The sequence below is a fragment of the Streptomyces sp. Edi2 genome (genome assembly GCF_040253635.1).
Lineage (GTDB): Bacteria > Actinomycetota > Actinomycetes > Streptomycetales > Streptomycetaceae > Streptomyces.
Genome location: NZ_JBEJGX010000003.1, coordinates 381,414 through 401,180 on the forward strand (window position 1 = coordinate 381,414; position 19,767 = coordinate 401,180).

General features: G+C 71.1%; 18 protein-coding genes and 2 pseudogenes. 7 read left to right on the top strand and 13 right to left on the bottom strand.

Annotated elements, in window-relative coordinates:
- Positions 1 to 12: 12 nt before the first annotated feature.
- Together ABR737_RS05165 and ABR737_RS05170 are read right to left on the bottom strand one after the other, a co-directional pair.
- Complete coding sequence (locus ABR737_RS05165; protein WP_350249004.1) at positions 13 to 795, bottom strand: class I SAM-dependent methyltransferase; 783 nt, start codon at positions 793 to 795, stop codon at positions 13 to 15.
- Positions 792 to 989 carry a hypothetical protein gene (locus ABR737_RS05170; RefSeq protein WP_350249005.1) on the bottom strand — a complete coding sequence of 66 codons (198 nt, stop codon included), beginning with the start codon at positions 987 to 989 and terminating at the stop codon, positions 792 to 794. Before ABR737_RS05170 ends, ABR737_RS05165 begins: the two co-directional genes overlap by 4 nt.
- Positions 990 to 1,221: 232 nt before the next feature.
- On the opposite strand from ABR737_RS05170, the gene ABR737_RS05175 reads away from it, so the two are divergent.
- Complete coding sequence (locus ABR737_RS05175; protein ID WP_350249006.1) at positions 1,222 to 1,359, top strand: hypothetical protein; 138 nt, start codon at positions 1,222 to 1,224, stop codon at positions 1,357 to 1,359.
- A gap of 22 nt (positions 1,360 to 1,381) precedes the next feature.
- Here ABR737_RS05175 and ABR737_RS05180 read toward each other — a convergent pair whose 3' ends face one another.
- The 3 genes from ABR737_RS05180 to ABR737_RS05190 form a co-directional block, all read right to left on the bottom strand.
- Positions 1,382 to 4,297, bottom strand: a complete 2,916-nt coding sequence (locus ABR737_RS05180; protein ID WP_350249007.1) for an AfsR/SARP family transcriptional regulator — start codon at positions 4,295 to 4,297, stop codon at positions 1,382 to 1,384.
- A gap of 78 nt (positions 4,298 to 4,375) precedes the next feature.
- The gene (locus ABR737_RS05185) at positions 4,376 to 4,603 is read right to left on the bottom strand and encodes a hypothetical protein (RefSeq protein ID WP_350249008.1); all 228 of its coding nucleotides are present in this window, start codon (positions 4,601 to 4,603) and stop codon (positions 4,376 to 4,378) included.
- Between the two features lie 287 nt (positions 4,604 to 4,890).
- Positions 4,891 to 5,859: a GlxA family transcriptional regulator gene (locus ABR737_RS05190; protein ID WP_350249009.1), complete on the bottom strand. Its 969-nt coding sequence runs from the start codon at positions 5,857 to 5,859 to the stop codon at positions 4,891 to 4,893.
- Positions 5,860 to 6,650: 791 nt separating this feature from the next.
- On the opposite strand from ABR737_RS05190, the gene ABR737_RS05195 reads away from it, so the two are divergent.
- Positions 6,651 to 9,467: an AAA family ATPase gene (locus ABR737_RS05195; RefSeq protein WP_350249010.1), complete on the top strand. Its 2,817-nt coding sequence runs from the start codon at positions 6,651 to 6,653 to the stop codon at positions 9,465 to 9,467.
- Positions 9,468 to 9,519: 52 nt separating this feature from the next.
- On the opposite strand, the gene ABR737_RS05200 is transcribed toward ABR737_RS05195, so the two are convergent.
- Positions 9,520 to 9,834 carry a hypothetical protein gene (locus tag ABR737_RS05200; protein WP_502964282.1) on the bottom strand — a complete coding sequence of 105 codons (315 nt, stop codon included), beginning with the start codon at positions 9,832 to 9,834 and terminating at the stop codon, positions 9,520 to 9,522.
- On the opposite strand from ABR737_RS05200, the gene ABR737_RS05205 reads away from it, so the two are divergent.
- The 3 genes from ABR737_RS05205 (at position 9,833) to ABR737_RS05210 (ending at position 11,382) form a co-directional block, all read left to right on the top strand.
- The gene (locus ABR737_RS05205; protein ID WP_350249011.1) at positions 9,833 to 10,717 is read left to right on the top strand and encodes an NAD(P)H-binding protein; all 885 of its coding nucleotides are present in this window, start codon (positions 9,833 to 9,835) and stop codon (positions 10,715 to 10,717) included. The genes ABR737_RS05200 and ABR737_RS05205 overlap by 2 nt on opposite strands.
- Before the next feature lie 321 nt (positions 10,718 to 11,038).
- Positions 11,039 to 11,227, top strand: coding sequence for a DUF317 domain-containing protein (locus ABR737_RS43885; RefSeq protein ID WP_502964472.1), 189 nt, complete (start codon positions 11,039 to 11,041; stop codon positions 11,225 to 11,227).
- On the top strand, positions 11,143 to 11,382 hold the full coding sequence (locus ABR737_RS05210; RefSeq protein ID WP_350249012.1) for a hypothetical protein: 240 nt from the start codon (positions 11,143 to 11,145) through the stop codon (positions 11,380 to 11,382). The genes ABR737_RS43885 and ABR737_RS05210 overlap by 85 nt, the downstream gene beginning before the upstream one ends.
- A gap of 36 nt (positions 11,383 to 11,418) precedes the next feature.
- Here the strand turns inward: ABR737_RS05210 and ABR737_RS05215 are convergent, their stop codons facing one another.
- The 3 genes and pseudogenes from ABR737_RS05215 to ABR737_RS05225 form a co-directional block, all read right to left on the bottom strand.
- Entirely contained in the window at positions 11,419 to 13,044 is a 1,626-nt protein-coding gene (locus tag ABR737_RS05215) for a class I adenylate-forming enzyme family protein (RefSeq protein WP_350249013.1), read from the bottom strand.
- Positions 13,045 to 13,395: 351 nt separating this feature from the next.
- Complete coding sequence (locus ABR737_RS05220; protein WP_350249014.1) at positions 13,396 to 14,103, bottom strand: peptidylprolyl isomerase; 708 nt, start codon at positions 14,101 to 14,103, stop codon at positions 13,396 to 13,398.
- Positions 14,104 to 14,564: 461 nt separating this feature from the next.
- A pseudogene (locus ABR737_RS05225) lies at positions 14,565 to 14,705 on the bottom strand (flavin reductase family protein); the annotation flags it as partial.
- Between the two features lie 679 nt (positions 14,706 to 15,384).
- Between ABR737_RS05225 and ABR737_RS05230 the strand changes: the two are divergent.
- A complete protein-coding gene (locus tag ABR737_RS05230; RefSeq protein ID WP_350249015.1) occupies positions 15,385 to 15,921 on the top strand; it encodes a phosphate-starvation-inducible PsiE family protein in 537 nt (178 codons plus the stop codon).
- Positions 15,922 to 15,996: 75 nt separating this feature from the next.
- Here the strand turns inward: ABR737_RS05230 and ABR737_RS05235 are convergent, their stop codons facing one another.
- A complete protein-coding gene (locus ABR737_RS05235) occupies positions 15,997 to 16,362 on the bottom strand; it encodes a hypothetical protein (RefSeq protein ID WP_350249016.1) in 366 nt (121 codons plus the stop codon).
- A gap of 525 nt (positions 16,363 to 16,887) precedes the next feature.
- Here ABR737_RS05235 and ABR737_RS05240 point away from each other — a divergent pair.
- Positions 16,888 to 17,460, top strand: a pseudogene (locus ABR737_RS05240) (amino acid permease); the annotation flags it as partial.
- A 244-nt stretch (positions 17,461 to 17,704) separates the two neighbouring features.
- Here the strand turns inward: ABR737_RS05240 and ABR737_RS05245 are convergent.
- The 3 genes from ABR737_RS05245 to ABR737_RS05255 all read right to left on the bottom strand — a co-directional run bounded on the left by ABR737_RS05245 (position 17,705) and on the right by ABR737_RS05255 (position 19,706).
- Entirely contained in the window at positions 17,705 to 18,310 is a 606-nt protein-coding gene (locus ABR737_RS05245; protein WP_350249017.1) for a phosphatase PAP2 family protein, read from the bottom strand.
- A 107-nt stretch (positions 18,311 to 18,417) separates the two neighbouring features.
- Complete coding sequence (locus tag ABR737_RS05250) at positions 18,418 to 19,017, bottom strand: phosphatase PAP2 family protein (RefSeq protein ID WP_350249018.1); 600 nt, start codon at positions 19,015 to 19,017, stop codon at positions 18,418 to 18,420.
- Positions 19,014 to 19,706, bottom strand: a complete 693-nt coding sequence (locus ABR737_RS05255; RefSeq protein WP_350249019.1) for a DedA family protein — start codon at positions 19,704 to 19,706, stop codon at positions 19,014 to 19,016. Before ABR737_RS05255 ends, ABR737_RS05250 begins: the two co-directional genes overlap by 4 nt.
- Between the last annotated feature and the right edge of the window lie 61 nt (positions 19,707 to 19,767).

A 19,767-nucleotide genomic window follows, 5' to 3' on the forward strand; every position in this document is an offset into this window, starting at 1 on the left:
GCGGCCCGTTTCCTAGGAGGGGGACGGCTCGACGGCCGCCGGCTTCTGCGCCTGGACGATGAACCAGTGCCGGCTGAGCCGGACACCCTGCTCGACGGACACCGCGGCGACATAGCGATCGAACGCTTCCTTGTCCGCCGCCGAGTCGTAGTTGTCGACGATCGGCACTTGATGCAGAAAGGTGTCCAGGTCCGCCGGCGAGTGGTAGAACTCCTCGAACCGAAAAGCCTGGTTGCGTGTCACGACGAATCCCGCGTCGGACAGTTCTTGGGCGATCCGCTCCGACAGGGGCCTGCCGTTCCAGCTGTCGAAGTCCTGGCCGCGGCCGAACGTCTCCTTCAGCTCGCGGGCGTCCTGCTCCCCGATCCCCATGTACATCACGACCCCGCCGGGCCGCAGCACCCGCTCGATCTCACGGACGATCAGCGGACCGCGGCGGGAGGTGACGACATCGGCGTATCCGTCGGGCAGTCCCGTGTGGGCGGCGTCGCACAGCGCGAAGGTGACGTGCGACAGGCCCGCCTCCGCCCGGTACCGTTCGGCGCATTCCAGCATCGACGGCGACAGGTCCATCCCGGTCACGGCTCCGTACGCGGGAGAGACGCGCAGCAGACTGCGTCCGTCGGCGCAGCCAACATCCAGCAGCCGGGCGTGCGGCGTTCCCAGTGCGGTCGCCAGTTCGTCGAAGGCGGTGTCCGGGCGGCCGTCGGGGAACACGTCGGTGCTCCGCGCGTCGCTGAAGTAGCCGCCGAACCGCTCGGCCACCCGGGAGTAGAACTCCGCGTCCATCGTCATCGGCCGTGCACCTTCCGCTGAGCCACGGTCGAGGTACGGCCCCGGTGCGCACGCACCGGTTGCCCGCTTTCCCGTGGGAACTCCCTGACCAGGTCCGCCGCCACTGTCGCGGGGGACGCTGCGCTGCGCTGCGCTTCGGTTTCCGGGACGCCGGACGCGGCGGACTTCACCGCGTCCCGGGTCACTACGGTCATTGGTCTACTCCTTGAGGGCCGTCCCCTGAAGGGGCGCCGAGGTCGGCAGGACCCACTCTCCGGCGCCGCCCTATCGGCCCGGCATCACGGCGCATCCACGGCGGGGCCGGGCCGGGATAAGGCGGTGATGGCGCGAGCATGCGACTGCGATGGGCGGCGGGTCCACGCTGGTGACAGCAACGCCCGGACGGATCGCGAAACGGGTCGCGCGGCGAGGAGAACGGAGATGGCCATGACGAAGTTGCCGGCTGCCACGGAGGCCGCTGTCGTACGGGTGCCGGGCGCACCAGGACGTGGGCACGGCGTGGCGCAGGGTCAGGTGGCCATGCCGGCCGGCGACACGCCCATCGGCAACACGCCGTGGACGTGACGGACCGGCACTCCTCTCGGCCTCAGCCGACCGACGTCATCGGCCTGCCCAGGATGGCAACGATGTCGGACCGTACGGCGGCGGCCCCGCTGTGATCGAGGATCCGCTCCCGGATCCTGGCCGATCGCGAGTAGTACCGGACGGCCTGGTCCCCGCGACGCAGATGGGCGTTGACCCGGCCGAGGTCGTGCAGCACATATCCCTCTCCGACGAGGTCGCCGCTCGCCCCCACCATGGCGAGGACTTCGAGGAGAGTCCGTTCCGCCGCCTCGTACCGCTCCTGGTACATCAGCATCTGGCCCAGCCGCCGCAGTGCGAGGGCCTGCCCCCGGTCGAAGCCGGCCGACCGGCAGATGCCGAGGGCCTCGTCGAGAGAGGAGCGGGTTCGCGTGAAGTCCGCCCGCCGCATGGTGATATGGGCCATCTCGCCGAGCACGTACGCCCGGCCGATCACGTCCTGCACCCGCACGAAGTGGCGCTCGGCGCTCTCGTAGAGGGCCAGTGCCCGGTCGTCGTCACCGTGGTGGCGCTCGATGCGGGCCAGGTCGCGCAGGCACAGCGCCTGGCCGCGCACCTCGCCGATGCGTTCGAAGATCTCCAGAGCGGCGCTGAGGTACGGGCCCGCCGCCTCGTGCTCGCCGCGGTACAGGTGCAGGGTCCCCAGCGAGCCGAGCACCGCCGCCTGGCCCCGTTCGTTGCCGGTCTGCTGCACTGCGGCCAGCGCCACCCGGTGGGTGCGCTCCCAGAGCTCCGGGTAGCCGCGGGCCTCGAAGAGCGTCACCAGGGCCGTGGCCAGCTCCCAGCACAACTCGTCCAGCCCGGACCGGGCCGCCATCTCGACCGCGTTCAGCAGGTTGGCCTGCTCGCTCTCCAGCCACCCGAGGGGGTCGCGGAGGCAGCTCCGGACGTGGTTCTCCGGCGGATACCACCGCTCGCCCCGGCCGGCCACGAGGGTGTACGTACCGCCGTAGATCTCCTTGTGCGCCCGTTCCACGAGGGCCATCCAGCCACCGACCATGCGCCGCACCGCTCCGGCGCGTTCCGCCTCGGTGCTCTCCTCGGACAGCCGCTCGCGCGCGAACATCCGCACGATGTGCCACATTCCGCACCGGAACTCCCCATCCCGGTCCATCGCGGTGATGTCGAGGAGCCGCATGTCGATCAGTGGTTCCAGCAGGTCGGTGGGGTGCGGCGTGGAGTCGTCGAGCAGGGCGGCACCCAGCCAGCTCGGAATCTCCGTCCCCTCGGCGAGACTGAGCAGGCACAACAGCCGACGGTCGGCCGCCGCCAGGCCGTCGTAGCTGAGCGAGAGGCTCGCCCGGATCGACAGCTCGCCGTGTGCCAGCTCGTCCAGCCTGCGCTGCTCGTTCTCCAGCCGGTGCCACATGGAGGTCAGCGACCAGTGCGGGCGCGCGACCAGGCGCGCGCCGATGATGCGCAGCGCGAGGGGCAGCCCGCCCACCAGGCGGATGAGGTCCCCCGCCGCCTCCAGCTCGCTCTCCACACGCTGCTCTCCGATGATCCGCCCCAGGAGCTGGACGGCCTGCACCTGGCTGAGCGGCTCCACGTCGAACCTGCGGGTGCCCGGGAGCGCCGTGAGCTGGCCACGGCTGGTGACCAGCACGCCGCTGGCGCCGGTTCCGGGCAGCAGCGGCATCACCTGGGACTCGCTGACCGCGTCGTCCAGCAGCACCAGGATGCGGCGGCCGGCGAGCAGACTGCGGTACATCTCCGCGCGCTCGTCGAGCGCCTCGGGTATGGCCTGGCCCGGGACACCCAGCGCGCGCAGGAACCGCCCCAACACCTGTGCGGGCCCCACCAGTTGTCCGCTCGCCTCCCGCAGGTCGCAGTAGAGCTGTCCGTCCGGGAAGTGCTCGGTGGCGAGCCGGTGCGCCACATGCCTGGCCAGCGTGCTCTTGCCGACACCGGGTCCGCCGAGCACCAGGACCACGTTCAGCTGCCCCTTGTCCTGCCCCTCGGTGACGGCGTCGCCGACCGCCGAGACGAGTGTCTCGTCGGCCACGAGGTCGCCGATGTCGGCGGGGAGCTGCCTGGGGGTGACGACCAGGTCGCGGTCGGCACCGCGCTCCTGCGCGGCCTCGGAGCACGGCGCCTGTGCGACAGCCCGCGATTCGGCAGGTTCGGCCAGTGCCAGGTCGGGGTCGTCGGTCAGGATCGCCTGCGCCAGATCGCGCAGTTCCCTTCCTGGTTCCAGGCCCAGTTCCTCGGCGAGCATCGCGCGGCCCTGATGGTAGGCGTCCAGCGCCTCCGCCTGCCGGCCCGAACGGTACAGCGCCACCATGAGGTGGCCCCGCAGCCGCTCCCGCAGCGGTTGGCAGCCGACCAGCTGCATCAGCTCACCGACCAGGTGCTCGTGCCGGCCCAGCTCCAGCAGCAGCCGCATGCAGGTCTCCACCGCCTCCAGGCGGCGCTCGTCCCACTGCGCCGCCGTACCGGCCAGGGCCTCGCTGGGCAGCCCGGCCAGGCACCGGCCCCGCCACAGGCCCGTCGCCGAGCGCAGCCTCTCCACCGCCGGCATCTTTCGGCCGTCACCGGCCAGGGCGTGCGCCTCTGCCACCAGGCGACGGAAGGTGCCGATGTCGGTCGCGTCCTCCGGCGCCCTCAGGATGTACCCGCGCGCGCGGGTCTCGATGGTGGCGTCCACTCCCCCGTCCGAAAGTGCCTTGCGGAGGCGGGAGATGCAGATCTGCACCTGGGCGCGTGCGGTCTTCGGCGGGTCGTGAGCCCAGAGGGCGTCCACCAGACGGGTCGTCTCCACCACCCGGTTCAGTTCGAGCACCAGCGCCCCGAGGACGATCTCCTGACGCCCGGGCGCCACGGATACCGGCCCCCGCTCACCGCTCACTTCAAGGGGCCCGAGAACACGGATGGGAGCCGCTGCTGCGCCATTGCCGTCGTAATCTGATGAGACTGCCATGCATGACCTGCTTCTGTGCTGTTAGCCAGGCGATGTGGTCCGGCTTGCCAAGGTGGGTGGAACGCATACCGACCTGCCTCATAAGTCGTAACCGTCGGCCGCGTAGCCGAGCACCTTCAGAAGCCCGGCCGCCGCCGACCGCAGCGCGGTGACCTCCACCCGCCCACGCGACAGGCGGAGTCGTACCAGGGCGGCCGGGGCCGGGCCCGGCGCGGGCGCGGCCGACGTCGGCGCGCCTTCCCACGGCTGCCCACCCGCCGCTGTCTTCAGGGGCGGGGAGAACCCCACCGAGGTGGTGTCGTTCATCGAGACTGCTCCGATCAGCGGTGTAGCGGAAGGGGAGATGGAAGGAAGGGTGCGGCGCGCCTGGAGGAGAGCGAGGCCGTGGTGTGCGGGTGCGCCGACCCGGCACGCGCGCTCCCTGCACTGTGCGTGCCGGGTGCGGCCGGCGCGACGCCGTCACACGGTCAGGTCGGCGTCCGGGGCGGCGGAGGGCCGACGGTGCTCCGCGTCTCGCGGTGCGCGGGGCGCCCGACGGGACGTGCGGGTGGTGCGCGGACTTCTCGCCGCGGTGGAGGGGTCCGGGCGCCCCTTCACCCTGCCCTGGAGAAGTGGTGACGGTACTGGCCCGGTGTGACGCCCAGGGTGCGCTTGAAGCAGCGGTGCAGGGTCTCGGCGTAGCCGAAGCCGCAGGACCGGGCGATCGCGTCGATGGTGGTGTCCGTCGTCTCCAGCAGGGCCCTGGCGGCCTCGACCCGGACGGTCTCCACGTAGGCGGCGGGGGTGAGTCCGGTCTCGGCGCGGAAGACCCGGGTGAAGTTGCGCTCGCTCATACCGGCCCGTTCGGCCAGCACCCGGACGGTCAGGTCCTCGGCGAGGTGGTCGGTGACCCAGGCCTGCACGTCCCGCAGCGGTTGACGTGTGGGCCGCGGCGCGGCGAGCTGGGTGCTGAACTGCGCTTGCCCGCCCGGGCGTTGGACGAACATCACCAGCATCCGCGCGACGGCCCGGGAGACCTCGGGCCCGTGGTCCTCCTCGACCATGGCGAGCGCAAGGTCCATCCCCGCCGTGATGCCGGCGGAGGTCCACACCGACCCGTCGTGCACGAAGATCTGGTCCGGGGTGACCGTGACGTCCGGGTGCTCCCGGGCCAGCCGCTCACAGGCCGCCCAGTGCGTCACCGCGCGCCGTCCGTCGAGCAGTCCGGCCCGTGCGAGCAGGAACGCGCCCGTACACACGGAGGCGACCCGCCGGGCCCGGCCGGCCGCCTCCGTGAGCCAGCTGACCAGCACTTCGTCGTCCACCGCCTCCCGATCACCCGGTCCGCCGACGACCACCAGCGTGTCCAGTGGGCCCTGGCGCTGCTGGACGCCGCTGCCGGCCGTGATGTCGACCCCGTGACAGGCCCGCACCGCTCCGGCCCCGCCCGCGACGATCTCGACGGCGTAGCCCTCACCCTCGGGCACCCAGCGTTCGGTCTGCGCGAACACCTCATGCGGTCCCGCCAGGTCCAGTACCTGGAACCGCGGATAGACGAGGAAGACGACGCGCCGTCGTGTCACCCGGCCATCATGGCCCGCCGCACCATTTGGCAGCAAGGACACAAACATGACGATCTCCGCCAAGTGCCCGGCGCCGGGCCCCGTCTCGGGCGGGTGCGGCACCAGGCGGCGCGGCGGGCACGGCACTTGGGGACGGGCGGTGGTCCACCGCCCGGTGACGGGCCGGAAGGCGCCGCAGGGCGCCGTGACCGGTGAGTGCGGGGACCTTCGGCCCTCTTGACATCCGGCCAGGGGCGGGCGACCCAGGACACCGCCGCGGCAACGCAGTTCGGTGACGGTAAGAAGCGCTCCGGCGCCCGGACGGGCCAACGCCACGGAAACGAGACTGCGTTCGTCCTCGGGTCGCTTCTTGTCCGCTGTCACACGGCACGAGGGACGTAACGAGCAAACGGACTGACGCTGTTTCATCAACCGGGCGCGCACCGCCATGGAAAACCGGACCGGCGGCGTGGCGGTGCCTGCTGCTGTACCGACGTGTGTCATCCGGGACGAGTTGAGCACCCTGCCTCCTTTCTGCGACCCCGCCACGTCTGTGGTGCCAGAGGGGCGGAGGCTGTTCACCCTCATGTGACGCTCGTGACCAGCGCAATCGTGGAGCACCACGACACGGACCACGAGATCGGCCGGCCACAACCACGACACCGGGCACGTGAGGGCGGAAGCGACCTCCCGGTTCCGCCGCACAGGTGAGCGATCATGGTGGTTCTTCTCACGGTCCGGATCACGCACCCATTTCCGGCGCGCTCCGTCCTCGTGAGTGAGGACGCTCACGTCCACACAAGGAGGCAGGGATGTCCGGACCGGCAGGTGCACCGCGGGATGCGGCACGACTGCTGGCCACCGCGGCCGAGCGCGCTCGTGCGGGCACCGGTCGTCTGGTCCTGCTGCGCGGTGCCACCGGCACGGGCCGCACCACGGTCCTGGAGGCCGCCGCCGAGGAGGCCGCCGCCCACGGCATGCGGGTGCTGCGCGCCCGCTGCTCCGCCGGCGACTCCGCGGTCCCCTTCGCCGCACTCCTGCAACTCCAGGGCCCGGTACCCCTGTTCGCCGATCTGGTATCGGGCGGCGACGAGCAGGCGACCACCGCCGGACTGTGGCGGGTGCTGCGGTCGTACGCCGAGCAGCCGCCGCTGCTGATCACCGTGGACGATGTGCACCTGGCCGACGCGGCGTCCCGCCGCTGGCTGGCGGAGTCCGCCCGGCTCATGGACCGGCTGCCGATCGTCCTCGCGGTCACCGAGCGCAGCCAGTACGACGTCGACCCGCCCGCACAGGGCCTCGCCCACAGCCTCTCCCCCGCCCTGGTCACCACCCACACCCTGCCCCCGCTGTCCGCCGACGCGGCCGCGACGGCGGCCCGTTCGGTCTTCCCGGACGCTCACGACGCCTGGATCGAGGACTGCGTACGGGCCGGCGCGGGCAACCCCCTGCTGCTGCGCGCCCTGCTGGACGACCTCTCCGACGGCAGCCACCCGGTCGTGCCGCGCACCTCCGCGGCGCTGTACCCGGGAGCGTTCCCGGCGGCCGTGCAGTGGTGGCTGGACTGCGCCGGGCCGGCCACCGCGGAGGTGGCGCGGACCCTGGCGATCCTGGACGAGGGCTGGGACCACGAACCCTCCGCCGGCACGGGGTTCCCCGCCCTCCACATCCCCTCCCTCCTCGCCGAACTCTCCGGCGCCGACCCGGCCAGGGTCGCGGGCTGGATCACCGCGATGACCGGCCTCGGACTGCTGCGCCCCGACCGCGTGGGCCGCGCCCGCTACGCCCACCCGCTGCTGCGGGACGCGGTGCTCACCGGCGTACCCGCGGACCGGCGGCGCGCCGCGCACCGGACGACCGCCGAGGCGATGCTGCACCTCGGTGCCTCCAGCGAACTCGTCGCCCGTCAACTGCTGCTCACCGACGTGGTGGACGTGCCCTGGGCACCGCCGGTGCTTCAGGACGCCGCTTCGCTGGCGTTGCGTGAGGGGCACATCGAGGACGCGGTGACCTTCCTGCGCCGCGCTCTGGCCGAACCCCTCTCCGACGAGGGCAGACAACGCCGGCTGACCGAACTGGGCTCGCTGGAGTACGCGGTGCCCGGCTCCTCGGCCGCGATCCTGACGCTCACCGAGGCGATGCGGCTGCCGGGGCCGCCGCAGGAACGGGTGCGCGCCGCGGTCGCCCTGGGGACGGCGCTGACCGGCCGCGGCAGGACCCGCGCGGGGGTCGAGGTGGTGCGCTCGCTGTACGACGCGCTCGCCGACCGTCCCGACCTGGTGAGCGTCCTGCGGCAGGCGTTTTTGCAACTGTCGGAGACCGACCAGGTGGTGCGGCAGGAGGCGTACAAGCGGCTGGCCGTGGCGGCCGACCGCGCGCCGGAGTCGGTCAGCACGGCAGGTCACGCGTTCCTGGTGAAGTACGCGGTCACCGCGGGGCTGAGCTCGGCGAAGGAGGCAATGCTGCGCCTGCGCGCCCTGCTGGCGGAACCCGCCGACCTGCTGTCCGAGCCGTATCTGCTGGGGGTGGCCGCCGCGGTCGCCCAGTGGGCCGACGAACTCGACGAGGCCGAGGGGCTGGTGGAGCGCGGTCTGGCCGGGCAGCGCCCCGACGTCCTGCACCCCATGCAGGAAGCGCTGGTCAACACCCGTATGGACATCGTCGCGGCACGGGCCGACTACGCGCGGCTGCTGGCCGATCCGCCGCCCGTCGCCGCCAGCCCGACCAACGCCCACGCCCACGCGCTGTCGGCGCTCGTCCAGACGGGCCGCGTCGCCGAAGCCGAACGCCTCGCCGACGCCTTCGACTTGCGGACGGCGCCGCAGTCATGGGAGCTGATCCGGTTCCTGTACGCGCGCGGGGAGCTGCGTGCCGCGAACGGTGACCCGGCGGGAGCACTGCACAACTTCCTGGAGTGCGGGCGCCGCCAGTCGGCCCGGGAGGTGTTCAGTCCGGTCGTCACCCCGTGGCGCACGGCCGCCGCCGAGTGCCATCTGGCGCTGGGCGCCCCACGGGAGGCGGTCGCCCTGGTCGAGGAGGAACTGCGCCTGGCCCGGGTGTGGGACACCCCCCGCACGGTGGGCCGGGCTCTGCGTGTCCTCGGCACCGCGATCGGCGGGCGCCAGGGCCTGGACCTGGCGCAGAAGGCGGTGGGGCTGCTGCGGGGCGGCCCGGCAGGCCCGGAGCTCGTGGCGGCGCTGCTGGCCCTGGGCCGTCAGCTGACCGCGTCGGGCGAGTCGTCCCGCGCCCGCGACATCCTGCGGGAGGCGGCCGGGATCGCCGAACGGCTGGGCGCGATACGGCTGCGGGACCTGGCGGAGGAGGCGCTGCGGGCGAGCGGCGCGCGCCGTCCGGCGACGCGAACCGGTGCCGCCTCGCTCACCGACAGCGAACGCCGCATCGCCGAACTGGCCGCGGGGGGCCGTACCAACGCGGAGATCGCGGAGCTGCTGCATCTCGCCCGCCGCACCGTGGAGACCCATCTGACGCACAGCTACCGCAAGTTGGGCATCCGGCGGCGCAGCGCCCTGAGCCAGGCGCTGACCGGGGACGACACGGCGGGCGGCTCGCTGACCGGCGTCCGGGACGCGCAGCGCACGTGTGACACAGACGGACGAGGAACCTCCTGAGTGAGGGCCGAGGCGTGCGCGCCACGTCCGGTGGCGCGCACACCTCGGCCCGTCAAGGACGGTCAGAACAGATCGCGGTACTGAGCGATGCGCTCGCTGCGCGCAGCTCGTCAAGGGCCGCCAGGACGTAGCCGGCGAGTTCGTCCTTGCCGTCGCGGTCGCCCTCGGACCAGTGGGCGAACCCGCGCTTGAAGGCGAGGACGCCCAGCTCGCTCGCGAGGGCCGCGGTGGGGTCGGGCAGGCCGCGGGCGCCCAGGGCGGCCGTCATCGCGGCGGCGAGGCTGACGGTCTTGAGGGCGTCACGCTCCTGCAGCTCGGCGCAGGCCGCGATGGCCGCCTTCACGCGCGGGGCGAGCTCGCGGTTCATGGGGCCCATCGCGCTCGACGCGCGCTCAAGACCGGCGGCGACCGCCTCGAGCGGGGTGGCGCGGCCGGGGGCCTCGGCGATCCCCTCGGGCCTGCTGGCCGCCGGTGAGCAGGTCAGAGCAGTCAGCAGAACCCCAGCCGCGGGCTCGACGCCCAAGTGGGAAGCAGTCACCGCCGACCTGGAGCGCCCCGAGACGCTGCCCGCAGCACTCGACGGTGCCGACAAGGTGTTCCTCTACGGAATGCTCAACCCCCAGAGGCCCTACGACATCGACAAGGTCGCTGCGGCGGCCACGGCCGCGGGGATCCGGCAGGTGGTTCTGCTCTCGTCGGTGTCGGTCCTGATCCCCGACGCCGACCACCCGGTCCCTCGCCTGAACCGCACCATCGAGCAGGCCATCCAACGGTCCGGCATGGACTGGACGTTCCTCAGGCCGGGGACATTCGCGACCAACACCCGCACCTGGTGGGCCGAATCGATCCGCACCGGCAACGTCGTGCGCCTTCCCTATCCACTCGCACAGTCGGCGCCGGTGCACGAGAAAGACATCGCGGCGCTTGCGGTGACCACCCTGACCGAACCGGGCCACTCGCACCAGGCGTACACCCTCTACGGAGCCGAGTCCCTGACCCTGCAACAGCAGATCGAGCACATCGGCGAGGCCCTCGGCCGCCGCATCCGGATCGAACACGTCTCCGACGAGCAGGCTCGCGCGGAAGTGGGCAGAACAATGCATCCGGTCATGGCCGAGGCAATCGTGAGTCAGTGGGCCGCCGCCAACGGTGTCCCGGTCCCGACCTCCGCCATCACCGAAAAGATCACCGGCACGCCGGCGCACACCTACGCCCAGTGGGCCGTCGACCACTCCGACGACTTCCGCTGAGCTCGTCGCTGGCCTGCGGCATCGGGGGCGACCCCGGCCGGTCGTGAGGAACAGCCTTGCGCTGATCCTTCTCCTGAGGTCCAACCAAGGTGACTGTAAAGCCCGCCGTGGAATGTCCTCGTAGCCCGTCAGCGGCGCCACCGAACGGCCGGGTCGCGCCCGGCGAGGTGCTGGGCGACCCCGAGTCGCACTGAAGCGCGGTGGAACGAGGGGCGGGTGAGCGGCCTCCGGCAGCTCACCCGCCCCTCACCTGTTCATGTCCGCAGCTCAACACGCAGAACGTGACAGGGAACGCACCTGGCCCGACGGGACTCCCACGCCATCCACGAATCCCAGACCCTGCGCATCGAGCGTATCCACGGCGTCCCCGCCCACGAGAGCGCCTGGATCGTCGCCGCGTACGAGACGCCCGTCTCGGAGCACATGTGGCATCTCACCGTGACTGGTGCAACACCTGCCCCGTGCTGCAGGAGCTGCTGGACCACCTCGCCGGTGATGGACGGGACATAGCCGCCGGCAGTGCCTTGGACGAGAAGTCCGTCACCGCCGCAACCAGGCCACTCGTGGAAGCTGACTGGAAGCACGGCATCGACGATCGCTGGATGCGCTGGACGAACCTGTCCGAGGACGCGGGAGTTACCACCCTGTGTTCACAGCGCACTTGACCCCGAACCGGCCGGGTGCCTCCATAACAACAGAGCCTATGGCGTGGCCAAGGCGCCACTCGTCCACGCGGCGCGCAGCGCCTTCTTGTCCACCTTGCCGACCTTGGTCGTCGGCAGCTGGTCAAGCAGCACCGTCTTCCGGGGCATGTACAGCTCTCCCAGCTCGGCGGTCACCGCCGCGCCGACCGCCTCCGGGTCGATCTCGACACCCTCGGCCGTGGCAAGGAAGATCTGTACGGCCTCCCCGCACTCCTCGTCCGGCACACCCAGCGCCGCCGCATTGCGCACACCGGGCAGCGTGAGCAGGAAGTCCTCCAGGACTCTGGAGTAGACGTTGTCGCTGGTGCTGCCGGTGACGATGATGTCCTTGGCCCGGTCGACGAGATAGAGGTAGCCCTCGGCGTCGAGGTAGCCCAGGTCGCCGGTGCGCAGCCAGCCGTCCTGCAGCGCCGCCGCGGTGCGCTCCGGGTCCTCGTAGTAGCCGAGCATCACCGCGTTGCCCCGGACACACACCTCGCCGACCTGCCGGACGGGCAACGCCGCAGTGCTGTCCTCGGCACGGATCTCGATCTCGGTGTCGGATATCGCGCGACCGCAGCTGCGCCAGAGCTCGGGGCGCAGGGCACACTCCGAAGCGAGCTCCTCCGCGCCGAACGCGGCGATGCCGAGCGCCTCCGACTGCCCGTAGCCCTGGCCGAGCACCGGCCCGAAGACCTCGACCGCCTGCTGCAGTCGACTGGGCGACGTGGCCGCGCCGCCCACGGCGATCTGCCGCAGCGCGGGCAGGACGCCCGGCTTGCACTCCGGATGGTCGAGCACCGCGTACATCATGGGCGGCACGAACATGGTGGCGGTGATCCGCTCCTCGCGCAGCACCGTCAGCGCCGCGCCCGCTTCGAACTCGGGCAGCACGACCAGGGCGGACCCCGTCACCAGGGCCTGGATCGAGGTGAGATGACCGCTGCCGTGCGTGAGCAGCGTGGCGGCGAGCACCCTGTCCGTGCTCGGGTCCATGGTCGGGAAGAACGCGGGGCCGGAGTCCTCCGCGGCGTCCGTCACCAGGTCGACCAGCATGTCGTAGAGCCGGTGGGTGTGCGCGGCAAGCTTGGGGCGGCCCAGGGTTCCGCCGGTGTAGAGGACGGTGACGGCCTCGTCCGCTCCCGGGGCGGGCACACCGTCGGGGCGCGCGTCCGGGCAGTCGGCCGCCAGGGCCAGCAGGTCCGCGCACCGCTGCTCACAAGGACCGAGGCTGAGCAGTGCGGGGGCGTGGACGCTGCGGCCGGCCGCATCGGCGGCCCGTTCCGCGAAGAGCGGGTCGGTGACCACGGCGCGCGCTCGGGACTGCTCGACGAGCGCGGCGAGCTCGCCGGGCCCCGGCTCGGGCGGCAAGAAGACGACGCGGCAGCCGATGAGATGGACGGCGAGCTGAACGAGGACCGAGTCGACACGGTTGGCCAGAAAAAGCCCCACCCCGTCGCCGGGCGCGAGCCCCTGCCCCCGCAGCGCATGCCCCAGCCTGAACAGCTGCCGCCGGGCTTCCCCTCTGGTCAGCCGCTGCCTCCCCTGGACGAGCGCCTCGGCGTCCTCGTCCTTGTTCCAGTGCTCCAGAATGCGGTCCACGTACGTCCGCGGCTCGGACATTTCCTGTGCGTTAACGATCACCAACACATGCAAACATGCCGCTCAGCGGCCTTGACCTCACGGGGGGCCACCTTCGGCCATCGCCCGGCGGAGTATCATCCCCGCGATGCAAATTGAGTATTCGCAGGTCAGTTGAGCGTCTGAGAGAGCGCACCGGACGCCCGTCATCATGGCGGGGTATCGCTCCCCGTGGTGTGGTCCCAGCAGGCCCTTGCACGGAGAGCCCCGGACCGACAGCAAGGTTGGCCCGACGCACCGCGTGAACCACAGGCCCATACGGACCGGGGGCATTCCCTGTGCACCGGGCGCGACGTCCGGGTCCCTCAGCCCCTTTATCCCGTAGCTGAACCGCGCTGAACGCGCCACCGTTCGTCAGGGCAGGCAGGACGGCCGGACGCTGAGCAGTTCGGTCCGCAGCACGGGCGTGCCGTCGACCGGCGCCGGGTCCTGCGCAGTTGCTTCGATACCGCCAGCAGCGATCTTGTCGAGAGTCTTCAGGCCGGCGGCACCGACCGTGCCGAACACCGTGTAGTTCGGTCGCAGCGCGGAGTCGCCGTAGACGACGAAGAATTGCGAACCGTTCGTGTTCGGCCCGGCGTTGGCCATCGCCAGCAAGCCGCGCCCGTAAAGGCGACGGACGCCGGTCGGGTCGCTCGGTGCCGGCGGCAGGTCCACCGGCAGCTCGTCCTTGTACTTGTACCCCGGCCCGCCCTCGCCAGTACTGGTCGGGTCGCCACACTGCAGGACCTTCAGCGTCGGATACGCCGTCAGCCGATGGCACACCGTACGGTCGTAGAACCGGTGCCGCGCCAGGTATACGAAGCTCTGGACCGTGCACGGCGCCTTCGCCCGGTCCAGACGCAGCGGGAGCGGGCCCTGGCTGGTCCGGACAGCCATACCGACCGTGCCGTGACGGGGGGTGTGCCGCGGATCGGGCGGCAGGGGAACCCGCCGCGCCGCCGGCTCGTCCGGGGTCTGGGTATACCGGCAAGGACCGTGCGTGGTGCGCGGCGGGGCGCCGGAAGCAGAGGCAACACTGCCCCAGGACACGACCAGCGCCGCCGCAGCCAATGCGGTCATGAGAGTTCGCCTCATCCTGCACACTCTCCAAAAGATCGCCAGATTTCGGAGCGGTCGCAGTCTAAAGCGCGGCCCGGCGGGCGAGAAGCCGCCCGCCAGCCACATCAGTCTCCCAGCCGTCGGCCTGCGGCCGCAGGCCACTTCGGATGTGGCACAGCGCCGACTGGCATAAGGTCCGCCACGTGTGATCGCGCTGGGCAAGGGCCCAGAATGGTGACGACGGGTAGCTGGCGCCTCCGTCGAAGCACGGCTCGCAGTTGTCCTCGCACAGGTCCTGATAGACACCCAGCTGGATTTCCTGGTGCACTAGGGCGCCCGGCGCCGTTAAGCCGTCCCCACCTGCCGGACAACGACGCCCCCTGTCCCGGCCCACGGTGGCCACTTCGAGGAACCAATCGTCGAGCATTACCGAGGCAAGCTGACCTGCGTTAACGTCCCAACCCCCGATACCGCTTTCCTCAGAACTTCGCAGGTGCGAGGTTGTGCGTCCCGTCCGCCGAAGTGGTCGACACCCAGGCGATCGGTCGCGGCACAACCACCGCGGTCAGGAGCTTGTAGAACTCGTTGCGGGACATGGCAGCGGGATCAAAGTCGGTACGCATGGTGATCAGTATCCAGGAGGCGGCCGCGGCCCCTACAGCGGATCCACGGCACCACCGAACCCCTGAGTTCGGCGGAAAGTACCCGGTATCGGAGCCGACGAGCACCAGGAGCCGACACCATGACGACAGCCGTGACTGTCTGGGAGGACTTCGACGTCCCCGCGCACACCCGTGGGGGCCAGGTCACCCTCAACCTCTACCATCGACTGGATGGTCCTGCGTCCCGAGTTCCGCCAGCTGCTCGCTGACCTCGCCCATGGCGTCATCGCCGGAGTCATCTTCCTGGAGCGGTGACGACCTGCCGGCTCGCGCCGTTGATGATCCCGACGGCCGCGGTGACGAAGACGCCCGCCAGGGCGCAGGACAGGCTCGTCCACAGCGCCGTAGACACCGGGAGCCGAGGGCGGGCAGTGAGATCAGTGCGACTCTGTGCTCAGGTTCGACCTCGGTGCTGACCGGGTTGCGCTCCATCCGGCTCGGCAGGTCGGTGAGAAGACGCCGATGTCCCAGACCCGTCCTCCAGACGGGTGCCGACGATTTCGGCCACGTCAGACACGTCGGCCTGCTCGTCCGCCACCAGGGGCGCCGTCACGTTGTCCGCCCGCCGCCGGATGCCCCTGGCGATGCGGCGGCACCCGTTTGGCACCACGCCGCGCCTGCGGGCCGGGGCACCCCTAGCATGCTGACTGTGCGACCCATTCTCCCGAAGATCGAGGGCGGCCGGGTACAGGGCCTCCTGCAACTCATCGAGGACGGCATCCACCTCGTCGTCGCAACGCTCCTCGTACTGCTCGCGGGGCTCCTGACCGTCGGGGTCGTCCACGACGTCATCAGGTCGATCCAGGGGCCGTACCGCGAGGATACGGTCGTTCTCTCCGCCCTGGACAACGGCCTTGTGCTGTTCATCGTGGCCGAGCTGCTCCACACCGTCCGCCTCACCATCAGGAACCAGACCCTCGACGCGGAGCCGTTCCTCGTCGTCGGCCTGATTGCCGGCATCCGCAAGGTGCTCATCGTGACGGCCGAGGCGGAGAAGACCTTCCGGTGGAACTTCGAGGGGATCGAACTGCTCATCCTGGCGGGGCTGATCCTCGTGATGGCGACAGCGGCGTACGTGTGGCGGCGCTCGACGCGGCCGGGAGACTACTTCCCGCTCCAGGAGGCGGGGCGCTCCCCGTCGCCGGCGCCGTCATCCACCCCGGTTCGCGGGTCCTGATCCGTCACCTTCCGCCTCCATGGCCGCCCGCACCCGCTGCTCCTCGCGAGAGGTCCCGTTCCAGGCGTGTGCGGCTCACGGCCGTCGCGAGGTCCTCCAAGGCTTGCTTCTGCAGTTCCGCCCCGCGCCGCACCACCGGGCCCCGGCCCCCGGCGACGGCGTCCCCCACGCGTGGAGCGCCTCCTCCTCGCGCCCCCAGTCCGGAGTCCTGTGCTCGCGCACGTCGACGGCCGCCTGCGTGGTGTCCGCCTCCTGGGCCTCGGCGAACCGCTCCGCCTCGGGGACGAAACGACTGTCGGCCCGCAGGACGTGGCTCCCCATGAGCAACGCCACCCGGCCGAACCCCTTGAGCGCCATCCCTACGCGGAACTCCGCCGGAAAGCTCTCCAGTGATGACTCGCGAACGCCCAGGGCACGCAGCCCGGAATAGCTCAGGGCCACGTTCAGCCAGGCCCGCTCCGGGGTCCCACCAGTTGGCCGCTGTGGCCACCTGGGGTGCCAGGCGCCGCAGCATGCGGCGGCCGTCCGCCAGGTCGTCGATGCGTAGCAGGAAGTAGGCGCCGGCGTAGGGAGAGGGCCGTTGCCGCAGCACCGTGCCGTGGATGTCCGCCAGGTCCGAACCGGTGCCTGGTGCGTCCGCCACGTCGCACCCGTCCAGCGCGGTGGGCGTGCAGGTCCCCGGAGACTCTCCGAAGCTGGATCAGGCGGTTCCCTCTCACCGAAATGGAGACATCATGAGCATTGCCGTTGTACCCCGGCCCGGCATGGGTTGGTGCACCCGCCAAATGAACGAGTGAGTTTCACGTGACGCTCGGGCTTGCGCCCAAGAAATCTCACCCCAAGGTCCCACGGCGTCACGGCGAGGGCGGAAAGTCCCACCTGACCGTGATCCAGGGGCTGGCCGCCCTATCACTGGACGCCCTCAGCTCGGTCGCGTACGGCCCGGAGGCCATCGTCCTCGTGCTGGTGGCCGCCGGTTCGGGCGCGCTCACGGCGATGCTGCCGATCACCCTGGTCATCGCCGGGTTGCTGGCCGTCCTGGTCGTCTCCTACCGCCAGGTGATCGCCGTGCACCCGGACGGCGGTGGAGCCTACGCAGTGGCGAAGAAGGATTTGGGCAGACCGGTCAGTCTGATGGCCGCGGCCGGCCTCATCGTCGACTACGTCCTCACCGTCGCCGTCAGTCTCGCCGCCGGCGCCGCGAACCTCGCATCGGCGTTTCCCGTCCTTTCCGATCATCTTCTGGCCGTATGCCTGATCGCGCTGTTCGCCCTCACCGTCGTCAATCTGCGCGGCATCGCGGACAGCGCGCGGGTGCTGATGCTGCCCGCGGTGCTGTTCATCGTCAGCGTGATCGGTGTCATCGTCGTGGGGCTGTTTCGGGCCCATCCCGCAGCCACGGTCGGAACGTCCCAGTCCTTCCCCGCCGTCGAGGCACTGGGCGTGCTCCTGGTGCTCAAGGCGTTCTCCGCGGGATGCTCGGCGCTGACCGGGGTGGAGGCCATCGCCAACGCCGTTCCGATGTTCCGCCAACCACGCGTCAAGCGGGCGCAACGCACCGAGCTGATGCTGGCCGCGCAGGAGGCCGACGCCGATGTTCTGGGCGCAGTCGAAGAACTGCAGGACCATCGTCACCAGCAGCAGGTGGGTGGCGCCACAGGCCTGCAGGTGGCGCGCAAGAGGTACGCCGGTCAGCTCGGACCTCTCATGGCCACCGGCCACCCACACCGATGACGCAAGAGCCGCCAGGAGCGATGACGTCCGAGCGCGATCAGGCCCGTGATCATGGCACGTCGCCACGGGTTCGCCGGGCAACACGAACGGGCAACCGGCCACCGGTGACGGCGACCAGTGCAGCCAGGTAGGCGGCAGCCAGCAGCCAGCCGGCGATGACATCGCTCGGCCAGTGAACGCCCAGGTAGATCCGTGTGAGGCCGACGCCGGCCGCCCACATCACGGCCAGTCCCCAGACGCACCAGCGCAGGGCGCGCCGTGCGCTGTGCGCGGCGGCCCAGCACACGAGCCCGGCGACAAGTGCGGAGGTGGTGCTGTGCCCGGATGGCATCGAGAAGCCCGACGCGTGCGTCGCCCAGTCGGCGTGCGGTGGTCGCGGCCGGGTGATGGCCAGCATCAACGCCTGTCGCAGCCCCTGGCCGAGCAGGAGTGCAGCGAGGGCGGCGACCGCGCCGACCATCCGTTCTCGTGTGCTGCGCCCGGCGAGGATTCCCGCGAGCGCGGCAAGGAGGTAGGGCCAGACGCCGGTGCCGGAGTCGGTCAACGCCCGGGCTGCCGCTGCGACTGCGTCCGGCCGGTGCGCCAACGCCCAGCCATGCAGCGCCCGATCGCCGGGCAGCGGCGTCTTCCCGTCCGCGGCGATCACGGTGATCACGAGCCCGGCGAAGAGTGCGCCACAGACCGTCGCCACCCACAGTTGGCCAGGCGAGGTTCGGCGGGCACGTCGTGCCCCACGCGGAGGGTCGGCTGTGTCCGGCGCACTCATCGCACCGGCCTCCGTTGGGGAGCACAGTCCACCGCGTAGCGGGCGGCGATCCGCTTGGCCGCGTGGGTCAGCAGGGCGCCCATGAGGGCACCGGCCAGGAGGCCGGCCAGGGCATCGTGGGGGTAATGTGCGCCGATCCAGACGCGGGAGGCGGCCATGAGGAGGGCGGCCGGGGCAGCTATCCACCCCAGCAGGCGGTCGACACTCCACAGGGCGGCGGCCGCCGCTGCGGCGATCACCGCGTGATTACTGGGGAACGACCAGTCACCCAACGCCGGACAGGGGTCCAGCGGCGTGACGGGCAGAACCTGGCAGGGTCGCTGCTCGCTCACCCAGCTCTTGACGACGTCACTGGCCAGGAAGGCGAGCACGACCACAGCCGGCACCGACAGCACGGGCAGTTGCGGCGCTCCGGCCGCGCGAGCCCGCCACCACGCGATGATCATGAGGACGGCGAACAGCCCGAGGCCGTACTCGGACCACACGGAGATCCCCGAATCCACGGCGGCGGGTGCACGATGGGCAAGGCGTGTCACACCGATGTAGAGGCCGTCGTCATAAAAGCCCGGGCCGGCGGAGAGGAAGACGTGGTTCATCGCACCTCTCCTTCGGCAACACCCCGGCCGCGGTGGGCGTGACGGCTCCGCAGAACCTCTCGCGCAAGAGGAAGAAGGGAAAGGAGCACGATGAGGGCGACCAGCGGCAGCAGGTAACGGTCGACGTGGGGAAGGGAGGACCCCAGCGCGTACCCGGCGAGCACCAGGCCCGCGGTCCACACCAGACCGCCGATGGTCTGCCAGCGGAGGAAGACCGCCGCCGGGACATCGAGCGCGCCGGCCAAGGGATTGAGAACGGTGCGAACGACAGGGACGAAGCGTGCCAAGACGATGGCCTTGGCGTGCCCGTACCGCGCCAGCAACGCCTCGGCCCGTTCAGCTCCCTCGTGCAGATGCCGGGACCGGCTGCGGGCGAGAATCACCCGGCCGCCGCGGCGGCCGATCCAATAGCCCACCTGCGCTCCGGACAACGCTCCACCGACCGCGGCGAGGAGAACCTGCCAAAGCGATAGGTGCACCCCTGTTCCGCCGGGCACACACAGCAGGCCCGCGGTGAAGAGCAGGGAGTCACCGGGCAGGAAGAAGCCCACCAGAAGGCCCGTCTCGGCGAAGAGGACGACGGCCACCCCCAGCGCACCGAATGCGGTCAGCAACGACCCGGCGTCCAAGGCGTTGACCGCAAGCTGGCCATGTGCGGCCAAGGCGCCGGATTGTTGGTACAACGGCACGCCAGGCTCCTTCCCGAGGGGTGCGGGCGGCGTTCCGCCCCGACCGACTACAGCGATGTAG

What these genes read in the sequence shown, in the direction of transcription:
- ABR737_RS05165 (WP_350249004.1), bottom strand. Translation starts at nt 795, where the DNA reads ATGACGATGGACGCGGAGTTCTACTCCCGGGTGGCCGAGCGGTTCGGC.
- ABR737_RS05170 (WP_350249005.1), bottom strand. Translation starts at nt 989, where the DNA reads ATGACCGTAGTGACCCGGGACGCGGTGAAGTCCGCCGCGTCCGGCGTC.
- ABR737_RS05175 (WP_350249006.1), top strand. Translation starts at nt 1,222, where the DNA reads ATGACGAAGTTGCCGGCTGCCACGGAGGCCGCTGTCGTACGGGTGCCG.
- ABR737_RS05180 (WP_350249007.1), bottom strand. Translation starts at nt 4,297, where the DNA reads ATGGCAGTCTCATCAGATTACGACGGCAATGGCGCAGCAGCGGCTCCC.
- ABR737_RS05185 (WP_350249008.1), bottom strand. Translation starts at nt 4,603, where the DNA reads ATGAACGACACCACCTCGGTGGGGTTCTCCCCGCCCCTGAAGACAGCG.
- ABR737_RS05195 (WP_350249010.1), top strand. Translation starts at nt 6,651, where the DNA reads ATGTCCGGACCGGCAGGTGCACCGCGGGATGCGGCACGACTGCTGGCC.
- ABR737_RS05205 (WP_350249011.1), top strand. Translation starts at nt 9,833, where the DNA reads ATGGGGCCCATCGCGCTCGACGCGCGCTCAAGACCGGCGGCGACCGCC.
- ABR737_RS05200 (WP_502964282.1), bottom strand. Translation starts at nt 9,834, where the DNA reads ATGAACCGCGAGCTCGCCCCGCGCGTGAAGGCGGCCATCGCGGCCTGC.
- ABR737_RS05220 (WP_350249014.1), bottom strand. Translation starts at nt 14,103, where the DNA reads ATGACCGCATTGGCTGCGGCGGCGCTGGTCGTGTCCTGGGGCAGTGTT.
- ABR737_RS05230 (WP_350249015.1), top strand. Translation starts at nt 15,385, where the DNA reads ATGCTGACTGTGCGACCCATTCTCCCGAAGATCGAGGGCGGCCGGGTA.
- ABR737_RS05250 (WP_350249018.1), bottom strand. Translation starts at nt 19,017, where the DNA reads ATGAACCACGTCTTCCTCTCCGCCGGCCCGGGCTTTTATGACGACGGC.